2 protein-coding genes, 1 tRNA gene and 3 rRNA genes are annotated in these 10,565 nt (G+C 61.7%); 5 read left to right on the forward strand and 1 reads right to left on the reverse strand.

Annotated features, from left to right (window positions below):
- Window positions 1-58: 58 nt before the first annotated feature.
- Window positions 59-3,853 carry an aldehyde dehydrogenase family protein gene (locus tag JE033_RS09210; protein ID WP_234037133.1) on the forward strand — a complete coding sequence of 1,265 codons (3,795 nt, stop codon included), beginning with the start codon at window positions 59-61 and terminating at the stop codon, window positions 3,851-3,853.
- Window positions 3,854-3,857: 4 nt separating this feature from the next.
- Here the strand turns inward: JE033_RS09210 and JE033_RS09215 are convergent, their stop codons facing one another.
- Window positions 3,858-4,319, reverse strand: coding sequence for a GNAT family N-acetyltransferase (locus JE033_RS09215; protein ID WP_090147226.1), 462 nt, complete (start codon window positions 4,317-4,319; stop codon window positions 3,858-3,860).
- A gap of 116 nt (window positions 4,320-4,435) precedes the next feature.
- Between JE033_RS09215 and JE033_RS09220 the strand changes: the two genes are divergently transcribed.
- The 4 genes from JE033_RS09220 to rrf all read left to right on the forward strand — a co-directional run bounded on the left by JE033_RS09220 (window position 4,436) and on the right by rrf (window position 10,501).
- Window positions 4,436-4,520 (forward strand) — tRNA-Tyr (locus tag JE033_RS09220).
- A 605-nt stretch (window positions 4,521-5,125) separates the two neighbouring features.
- Window positions 5,126-6,653: ribosomal RNA gene (locus JE033_RS09225) — 16S ribosomal RNA — on the forward strand.
- A gap of 490 nt (window positions 6,654-7,143) precedes the next feature.
- Window positions 7,144-10,252 (forward strand): 23S ribosomal RNA (locus tag JE033_RS09230).
- Between the two features lie 132 nt (window positions 10,253-10,384).
- Window positions 10,385-10,501 (forward strand): 5S ribosomal RNA (gene rrf, locus JE033_RS09235).
- Together the 16S, 23S and 5S rRNA genes form the textbook arrangement of a ribosomal RNA operon.
- Window positions 10,502-10,565 lie beyond the last annotated feature (64 nt).

Consider the following 10,565-nt stretch of genomic DNA (forward strand, 5'->3'; position numbering starts at 1 on the left):
ATCTCGGCTTCGGCGCGCGCTCCCGCCAAACATGCGCGACCACTCATACAGTGGGGTCATGGCAGCTGAACCCATCGCCCCGGCGTCGGTGTGGGACGCCGTGTCCGAACGATCCGAAGCGCTGGCGCACGCTTGGATCTCAGCCCTGCGCGATCGGGCGCCGGATGAGACGGTGCACCCCCGCGGATCCGGGCACCTGCTCGAGGGGCTGCGCCGCGATCCCGAGAGTTTCGAATTCACACGGAGGCTGCTCGAGCTCGTCGCCGGAACGGAAGACGCGTTCGCTTCGGCGGTCGGACTCCATGCCATGTCGCAGGAAGTACCGGATTCCATGCCCGCGCGTGACCGGTTCGCGGTACGGGCGGGTGGAGCGACATCTCTCGGGCTCCCCTGGGCAGTCATGCCCGTCGCTCGCCGCTGGCTCCGGGATCGCGTCTCCGGGCTGGTGCTCGCCGCTCGGTTGCCCGGCCCAGCGGGCGGAACCGGAACCGCGACCTGGCTCAGCTCGGCCGCAGGAGCAGCGCTCGCCGACGCGCATCGGAGGTACTCCGACGCCGGACTGCGGGCAGTCACGCGGCCGCTCGGCAACGGCGTGCACGGGCCCGACGGCGCTGCCGGGGAAGTGGCGCGACTCGCCGCGCTCGCAGCCCATCCAACCGTCGCGCATCTGGTGGTCGAACCGGAGCGCATCGCCCCCGGCGGCACGGAGTGGACGTTCGACGACGACGTCGCGCGCGCCGCATCCGCACTCGAACCCGTGCTGCGCGCCTCGGCTGAGCACGGAACCACGATTCATCTGTCCGCTCGAAACGTGCGGTGGGCGCGCATGCTGCCCGAGATCGCGATTCGTGCACTCGTCGACCCCGCGCTCGACCGAGCGCGCATCGGGGTGCAGTTGCTCGCCGAACTGCCGGAGTCGCGCGAGTACTACGGCCGTCTGAGTCGTTGGGCGCAGCGCCGCGTCGCCGAGGGCGGGGCGCCGGCCGAAGTCGTCATCGGCGTGGGCGGCGTGGCCGGAGGCGAACGCATCGCGTCGATCGAATCGGGGCTCCCGGTGCCGGTGCTGGAAGAACGCGTGGACGTGCTCGCACAGCTGCTGCGGCTGACGGAACTCGCGCTGCACCCGGGACGAGCGGCGGTGCTGCGGCCCGTGATCGCCACAGAGGACGTGCTCGTGCTCGCGGCCGCGGTCGCCCTGGCTGACGAGCTCGGATCGCGAGAACTCAGCGCGGTGCAGTTGCGCAGCGGCGTCGCCCCCGGGCTCGCATCGGTGCTTCGCGAGACCCTCCCCGATGTGCGCGTCGTCGTGCCCGTCGTCCCTCCGAAGGAATTCGGCGGTGCCGTCGATCTGCTCGTCGGCATCGCAGCTGAAGCCGCCGATCCAGACTCGGGACTGTCCAGACTCGAGGCGCTCATCGCACGGGAACCCGAATCCGGGGGAGGTGAGGACGACGCCGGAGAGATCGCGAGCGAACCCGCTGAGCTGACGCGCGAACGGGCGCTGTCGCAAGCGTTCACCGAGTTCGGCACCGCACTCGCACGGGCAGCGGAGCCGGCTCCGGCGTCGCACCGCACCCAGAACCGGGCGCGCGAATGGGATCCGTCGGAGCGCGACAGTGCGTTGTTCTACCGCGCCCCCGACGAACCGGCGCGATTCGAGACCGGTGGCCTCACTGCTGCGGTACTGGGGCTGACGAGGGGGTCGACGGGAGAGTTCACCCTCGAGGCCGTCGCCCCGCCGCGCGCGATCCCCGCCGTGTCGGAATCCGGTTTCGCGAACGAGCCGGCCACCGACGCGACCGTGGCGGCGAATCGCGAGTGGGCGCGAGACCTCTTCGCGGAAGCCCGTGCACGGACGGGTGACGACGATGCCGCGAACGCCACGATTGCCCTCTCGGCAGCCGATCTCGATCCGGAACTCGTCGCGGAGGATGCGCGTTCTCGAGCCGAAGCGTGGTCGGCCCAGTCGACCCGCACGCGGGCGTCACGGCTGCGCCGCTCGGCACTCGCGATGGTCGCCGCACGGGATCGACTGATTCAGCTGCTGGCCGCCGACACGGGCGCCCCGATCGCCGAGCTCGACGCCGAAGTGGACGACCTGGTGGATGCGGCCCGATACAGCGGCCAGCTCGCCGAGGCGCTCGGTGCGGTGCGCGGCGCCACGTTCGTCCCGGAGCGGCTCGTGCTCGTCGCCGCCGATGCGCCCACCCCGCTCGCCGTGCAGGCGGAAGCGGTCTTCGCCGCGCTGGCAGCGGGAAGCGGGGTGCTCTGGCTCGTGCCGCACCGCCTCCTGGCATCGGCGTCGGCCGTGATCGAAGAATGCGAGGTCGGTGGCCTGACGCCCGGTGTGGTGCGGCTCGAAGCCGCAGTCGTCGGCCGAACCGTTGCCGAGCTCGCGGCACATCGAAGCGTCGATCGCGCGGTCGTGATCGGATCCCGTACTGACGCGACCGACCTCGCGCGTCGTCGGCCCGACCTCCGGGTCGAAGGGCAGTTCCGGCCGCGCGGCTTCGTGCTCGTCACGCCGTCCGCCGACCTGGATCGAGCGATCGACGACGTCGTCGCCTCGGCGCTCGGCCGCTCGGGAGGCAGTCTTCGCGCCGCCAGGGGCGTGATCCTGCTCGGTAGCGTGGCGCGATCGCGGCGTTTCCGAGAGGGGCTCGCCGATGCGGTACGAGCCCTCCGGGCCGGCGACAGCGCGCGCGAGTCCGACGCCACGGTCTTGGGCCTCCGGGTCGGCCCGCTGCATGCCCCGGCCGACGAGGCCGAGCGGCGTGCGCTCTCCGAACTCGCTCGCGGAGAGGAATGGCTCGTGCAACCCGAATCCCTCGATTCGGAGGGACGGGTGTGGAGCCCGGGAGTGCGGGCAGGGGTCTCGGCGAATGCGACCTTCTGGGACGACGCGCGGACGGTGCCCGTGATCGGCATCACCACAGCGCATTCGCTCTCCGAGGCGTTGGCGCTGCAGAACCGTGAGGGCACCGGCGGCGTGGCGGCGATCTACTCCAACGACGGGGACGAGATCGGTGCCTGGCTGGAGGGCATCGAAGCGGCCGCAGTGTCTGTCAACCGTGCGACGACGCATGTTCGCGTGGAGCGGCACCCGGGCGGAGGGTGGAACGATGCCGGCATGGGGCTCTCCGGCCTCGCCGGCGGGCCGAACCGATTGATCGCCCTGGGCTCGTGGCGCGTTCGGGAGGGGAGCCGGAGCGAGACCCTGCATCTGCGCGGGCTCGAACCCGAGATCCGGTTGCTCATCGAGACGCTGCAGCCCGTGCTGCCCTATCAGGCGTTCGACGAGCTCAGGCGCGCCGCGCTCGCCGACGCCTTCACGTGGCGCACGTCGTTCGGCGTCGATCGCGACACGATCGGGCTCGGGATCGAGCGGAACCTCATCCGGCACCGACCCGTCGCCACGCACGTGCGTCTCGCGGAAGGCGGAGCCCTCGTCGCCCTCGCACGCGTCATCGCCGCCGCGCTGCTCGCTCGCGCACCGATCACGGTCTCGACCGGAGAGGTGCTCCCCGTCGAACTCACCGAGTTCCTGGAGCACCGCGACATCGAGCTGTCGCTCGAGCGCGATGAGGACTGGCTCGAGCGACTGGCGGTGGCCGGGGCGGTAGCCGCTGACGGGACCCGGGCCCTCCGGGTGCGCCTCATCGACGGTGACCGTGTTCGGGCGGCGGAGTGGCTCGGACCGCAGGATCGCGTCGCCATCTGGGCGGAGCCAGTGACGATGGCGGGTCCGGTCGAGTTGCTCTCCCTGGTTCGGGAGCAAGCAATCTCTGCGCGGGCGAACCGGCACGGGCTCGCGGTGACCGTGCCGGGGCTCGATGACGCGATCGAGCCGTGAGGCGTTAGTTCAGGCGCATGGGAGTGTGCGGAATGCCGTCCTCGAGATACTCGGCGCCGCAGCTGATGAAACCGAAGCGCGCGTACCAGTCGACCAGGTGCGATTGCGCGTGGAGCATGATCGGTCGCCCGGCGCACCGTTCGATGGCCGCTTCGAGCAGCACCGCGGCGACACCGTGACCCCGCCACGTCGGGGCGGTGACGACACGACCGATGCTGCGGGTGCCGCGCTCGCCGGGCTCTTCCACGAGGATCCGCACGGTTGCCGCGATCGCCCCACTGGCCTCTTCCGCCCAGATCTGAACTGAGCCGCCCTCCAGATCGCGTCCATCGAGATCGAGGTACACGCAGTCCTGCTCGACCACGAAGACCTCCTGCCGAAGTGCGGCGACACGGTAGAACGTCGTCGCGGACATGTCGGCGACGTGAGCGGCCTGCAGCGTCAGTTCCTCGGGAAGATCTCTCATGCACCGATACTCCCATGCGTCGGCAGCGCGTGCGGGCTCGTCTCGGTGCGTCCAGGATTTCCGTTCGCGCACTGGAGCCGCTAGGGTAGATTCCTGGTTGCGTTCGCGCGACCGATGGCGGGTTACCCGAGCGGCCAAAGGGGGCTGACTGTAAATCAGCTGGCAACGCCTACGGGGGTTCGAATCCCTCACCCGCCACCAGTACTGAAGGCCCCGGCCTCATTGAGAAATCGATGAGGCCGGGGCCTTTCGCTTTTCCCGGGGCGAATGGCCGTGGGATCGGAGGCATCGGAGTCCTGCGCCGCTCGCAGCAGACACGCCCGGGATGTGGGCGCTAGTTGCCCTGCAGCCAGGATCCCCGTAATGTATTCCCTTGTCAGCGAAACGGAAAACGGCGCGAAAGCGGCCGAGATTCGAATCGGACATCGGCTCTCTCGAGATCACCGAGAGCAGGACTTGCGAAAGTCTGGCTCGGGCGTGTAAAGTGAGAGACTCGATCTCACCGCAAGGTGGACGCCCCAAGGGCGGTCCAGCTGGAGCGCGTATTGCTCCCAGCGGTAGATGACAGGTTGCTGTTCGGAGCTTCCCTTGGTTGGGTGTGACGGGTGGTGTCTGGTCTTTGAGAACTCAATAGTGTGCACTTAAATTGTCATATGCCAATTTAATTTATAATCCCCGACATCCAGGTTTCTGGGTGTGGGAGATTCCTTTTTTGGATAACAAGAATCGTCAGTATTGATGGTTCTGTTGCCAGATTGAACTCGTTGCATGTTCCGGTTTTTCCCCGGGGCGTGTGGCAATCGTTTTTTACGGAGAGTTTGATCCTGGCTCAGGACGAACGCTGGCGGCGTGCTTAACACATGCAAGTCGAACGCTGAAGCTCCCAGCTTGCTGGGGGTGGATGAGTGGCGAACGGGTGAGTAACACGTGAGTAACCTGCCCCGAACTCTGGGATAAGCGCTGGAAACGGCGTCTAATACTGGATATGTCCTATCACCGCATGGTGTGTAGGTGGAAAGAATTTTGGTTCGGGATGGACTCGCGGCCTATCAGCTAGATGGTGAGGTAATGGCTCACCATGGCGACGACGGGTAGCCGGCCTGAGAGGGTGACCGGCCACACTGGGACTGAGACACGGCCCAGACTCCTACGGGAGGCAGCAGTGGGGAATATTGCACAATGGGCGCAAGCCTGATGCAGCAACGCCGCGTGAGGGATGACGGCCTTCGGGTTGTAAACCTCTTTTAGTAGGGAAGAAGCGAAAGTGACGGTACCTGCAGAAAAAGCACCGGCTAACTACGTGCCAGCAGCCGCGGTAATACGTAGGGTGCAAGCGTTGTCCGGAATTATTGGGCGTAAAGAGCTCGTAGGCGGCTTGTCGCGTCTGCTGTGAAAACCAGAGGCTCAACCTCTGGCCTGCAGTGGGTACGGGCAAGCTAGAGTGCGGTAGGGGAGATTGGAATTCCTGGTGTAGCGGTGGAATGCGCAGATATCAGGAGGAACACCGATGGCGAAGGCAGATCTCTGGGCCGTAACTGACGCTGAGGAGCGAAAGCATGGGGAGCGAACAGGATTAGATACCCTGGTAGTCCATGCCGTAAACGTTGGGAACTAGATGTAGGGCCTGTTCCACGGGTTCTGTGTCGTAGCTAACGCATTAAGTTCCCCGCCTGGGGAGTACGGCCGCAAGGCTAAAACTCAAAGGAATTGACGGGGGCCCGCACAAGCGGCGGAGCATGCGGATTAATTCGATGCAACGCGAAGAACCTTACCAAGGCTTGACATATACGAGAACACTGTAGAGATACAGGACTCTTTGGACACTCGTAAACAGGTGGTGCATGGTTGTCGTCAGCTCGTGTCGTGAGATGTTCGGTTAAGTCCGGCAACGAGCGCAACCCTCGTCCTATGTTGCCAGCACGTAATGGTGGGAACTCATGGGATACTGCCGTGGTCAACACGGAGGAAGGTGGGGATGACGTCAAATCATCATGCCCCTTATGTCTTGGGCTTCACGCATGCTACAATGGCCGATACAAAGGGCTGCGATACCGCGAGGTGGAGCGAATCCCAAAAAGTCGGTCTCAGTTCGGATTGGGGTCTGCAACTCGACCCCATGAAGTCGGAGTCGCTAGTAATCGCAGATCAGCAACGCTGCGGTGAATACGTTCCCGGGCCTTGTACACACCGCCCGTCAAGTCATGAAAGTCGGTAACACCCGAAGCCGGTGGCCTAACCCCTTGTGGGAGGGAGCTGTCGAAGGTGGGACTGGTGATTAGGACTAAGTCGTAACAAGGTAGCCGTACCGGAAGGTGCGGCTGGATCACCTCCTTTCTAAGGAGCACTCGACACCTTTCGGGGTGTCGCAGAATGGCTCGATCAGTGGCATACGTTCACTGCGAGCCGCTCATGGGTGGAACATATGACAAGCAAGCTTGCTGGCTCGCCTGTGTGAGTACGTCATGTCCGTTTCGGCGGGGGTGATTGGAAATCCTGGGTGGGTGTGGTGAGTGGGCAGAAAGTGCATACTATTGGGTCCTGGGAGACCAGCCGGTCGCATCCTTTTGGGGGTGCGGGTGACTGATTCCTTGACCTGCTGTCACGAGACGTGTTGCTCGTGGGGGTGGGATCGACCGTACGTTGAGAACTACACAGTGGACGCGAGCATCTTGCAGTGTCATATTCGTTTTGTGTCTGGATCGCCTGTGGGCGTGATGGGTGTGGGCGGGTGTGGTGCTGCTGATACTAATTAATTTCATTGGTCACACACCTGACGGATCCCTTTGGGGTTCGGGTGGGTGTGTGTTTCTGAATACTTATGTGATTTCAAGTTTCTAAGAGCAAACGGTGGATGCCTTGGCATCTGGAGCCGAAGAAGGACGTAGTAATCTGCGATAAGCCTCGGGGAGCCGATAAACGGGCTATGATTCGAGGATTTCCGAATGGGGAAACCCCGCCAGGGCGCGTGCGTACCTGGTGACTCCCGCCTGAATATATAGGGCGGGTAGAGGGAACGTGGGGAAGTGAAACATCTCAGTACCCACAGGAAGAGAAAACAACAGTGATTCCGGGAGTAGTGGCGAGCGAAACCGGATGAGGCTAAACCGGTCATGTGTGATACCTAGCAGGGGTTGCATGGTCGGGGTTGCGGGACGTGCCGTGAAGGGCTGCTGACCTTCGAACGTGAGAGTGAAGCTATAGGAGAACGCCTTGGAATGGGCGACCGGAGTGGGTGAGAGTCCCGTATCCGAAATGGTTTTACCGCGTGGTGTGTATCCCAAGTAGCACGGGGCCCGAGAAATCCCGTGTGAATCTGTCAGGACCACCTGATAAGCCTAAATACTTCCAGATGACCGATAGCGGACTAGTACCGTGAGGGAAAGGTGAAAAGTACCCCGGGAGGGGAGTGAAATAGTACCTGAAACCGTTTGCTTACAATCCGTCGGAGCAGGCTTTGTATCTGTGACGGCGTGCCTTTTGAAGAATGAGCCTGCGAGTTAGCGATATGTGGCGAGGTTAACCCGTGAGGGGCAGCCGTAGCGAAAGCGAGTCTGAATAGGGCGATTCAGTCGCATGTCCTAGACCCGAAGCGAAGTGATCTATCCATGGCCAGGTTGAAGCGACGGTAAGACGTCGTGGAGGACCGAACCCACTTAGGTTGAAAACTGAGGGGATGAGCTGTGGATAGGGGTGAAAGGCCAATCAAACTTCGTGATAGCTGGTTCTCTCCGAAATGCATTTAGGTGCAGCGTTGCGTGTTTCTTGCCGGAGGTAGAGCTACTGGATGGCCGATGGGCCCTACAAGGTTACTGACGTCAGCTAAACTCCGAATGCCGGTAAGTGAGAGCGCAGCAGTGAGACTGTGGGGGATAAGCTTCATAGTCGAGAGGGAAACAACCCAGATCACCAACTAAGGTCCCAAAGCGCGTGCTAAGTGGAAAAGGATGTGGAGTTGCTGTGACAACCAGGAGGTTGGCTTAGAAGCAGCCACCCTTGAAAGAGTGCGTAATAGCTCACTGGTCAAGTGATTCCGCGCCGACAATGTAACGGGGCTCAAGCACGCCACCGAAGTTGTGGCATTCATATTTATAGGTAGGCCTTCGTGGTCCAGCCGTATGGATGGGTAGGAGAGCGTCGTGTGGCGAGTGAAGCGGCGGTGTGAACCAGTCGTGGATGCCACACGAGTGAGAATGCAGGCATGAGTAGCGAAAGACGGGTGAGAAACCCGTCCTCCGGAAGACCAAGGGTTCCAGGGTCAAGCTAATCTTCCCTGGGTAAGTCGGGACCTAAGGCGAGGCCGACAGGCGTAGTCGATGGACAACGGGTTGATATTCCCGTACCGGCGGTAAACCGTCAAAGACCTAACCAGTAGTGCTCAGCTATCCAAAGCCTGTTACGGATCCTTCGGGTGATGTGCGGGTGGAGGTTGCGAACCCGATACTGGGGTGGTGAGCGTGAGGTGTGACGCAGGAAGGTAGCCTGTGCCGGGCGATGGTTGTCCCGGTGTAAATGTGTAGCCCGTCGATTATGAAGAGTTTTCGGCTTTGGGTGAGACATGATGCGGACCCGTATGGGGAAGCAGGTGATCCTATGCTGCCAAGAAAAGCATCGACGTGAGGTTTGCTGTTGCCCGTACCCCAAACCGACTCAGGTGGTCAGGTAGAGAATACTCAGGAGATCGAGATAATCATGGTGAAGGAACTCGGCAAAATGCCCCCGTAACTTCGGGAGAAGGGGGGCCATCCACTTATACCAACTTGCTTGGGAAAGGGTGTGGTGGCCGCAGAGACCAGTGGGAAGCGACTGTTTACTAAAAACACAGGTCCGTGCTAACACGCAAGTGGATGTATACGGACTGACGCCTGCCCGGTGCTGGAAGGTTAAGAGGAGAGGTTAGACCTTTGGGTCGAAGCTTTGAATTTAAGCCCCAGTAAACGGCGGTGGTAACTATAACCATCCTAAGGTAGCGAAATTCCTTGTCGGGTAAGTTCCGACCTGCACGAATGGCGTAACGACTTCCCAGCTGTCTCCACCGTGAACTCGGCGAAATTGCAGTACGAGTAAAGATGCTCGTTACGCGCAGAAGGACGGAAAGACCCCGTGACCTTTACTACAGCTTGGTATTGGTGTTCGGTGTGGCTTGTGTAGGATAGGTGGGAGACTGTGAAGCTCAGACGCTAGTTTGGGTGGAGTCGTTGTTGAAATACCACTCTGGTCATATTGGATATCTAACTACGGACCCTGATCGGGTTCTGGGACAGTGCCTGGTGGGTAGTTTAACTGGGGCGGTTGCCTCCCAAAAAGTAACGGAGGCGCCCAAAGGTTCCCTCAACCTGGTTGGCAATCAGGTGGCGAGTGTAAGTGCACAAGGGAGCTTGACTGTGAGACTGACAGGTCGAGCAGGGACGAAAGTCGGGACTAGTGATCCGGCAGTGGCTTGTGGAAGCGCTGTCGCTCAACGGATAAAAGGTACCTCGGGGATAACAGGCTGATCTTGCCCAAGAGTCCATATCGACGGCATGGTTTGGCACCTCGATGTCGGCTCGTCGCATCCTGGGGCTGGAGTTGGTCCCAAGGGTTGGGCTGTTCGCCCATTAAAGCGGTACGCGAGCTGGGTTTAGAACGTCGTGAGACAGTTCGGTCCCTATCCTCTGCGCGCGTTGGAGATTTGAGAGGATCTGACCCTAGTACGAGAGGACCGGGTTGGACGGACCTCTGGTGTGCCAGTTGTTCTGCCAAGGGCATGGCTGGTTGGCTACGTTCGGGATGGATAACCGCTGAAAGCATCTAAGCGGGAAGCCGGCCTCGAGATGAGATCTCCGTCACCCTTGTGGTGGTGAGGCTCCCAGTAGATTACTGGGTTGATAGGCCAGATGTGGAAGCACTGTAAGGTGTGGAGCTGACTGGTACTAATAAGCCGATGACTTGATTTCTTCCTCCCCTTGAGTGTGGGAGGGCATGAGTATCTTCAGTAACGATTGTTTCGCGTCCACTTTGTGGTTCTAGACGTACGGCCACACACGTCCACCTGTTTGGGGTGGGGTGTGGTCATATGTGAATAGAGTTACGGCGGCCATAGCGTCAGGGAAACGCCCGGTCACATTCCGAACCCGGAAGCTAAGACTGATTGCGCCGATGGTACTGCAAGGGGGACCTTGTGGGAGAGTAGGACACCGCCGGACACCTTTTACAGAAAGGGTCGTACAGTGTAAGCCAGAGACGGCACACACTGTACGACCCTTTCGC

The sequence above is a fragment of the Leucobacter sp. L43 genome (assembly GCF_016597785.1).
GTDB classification, from domain to species: domain Bacteria; phylum Actinomycetota; class Actinomycetes; order Actinomycetales; family Microbacteriaceae; genus Leucobacter; species Leucobacter alluvii.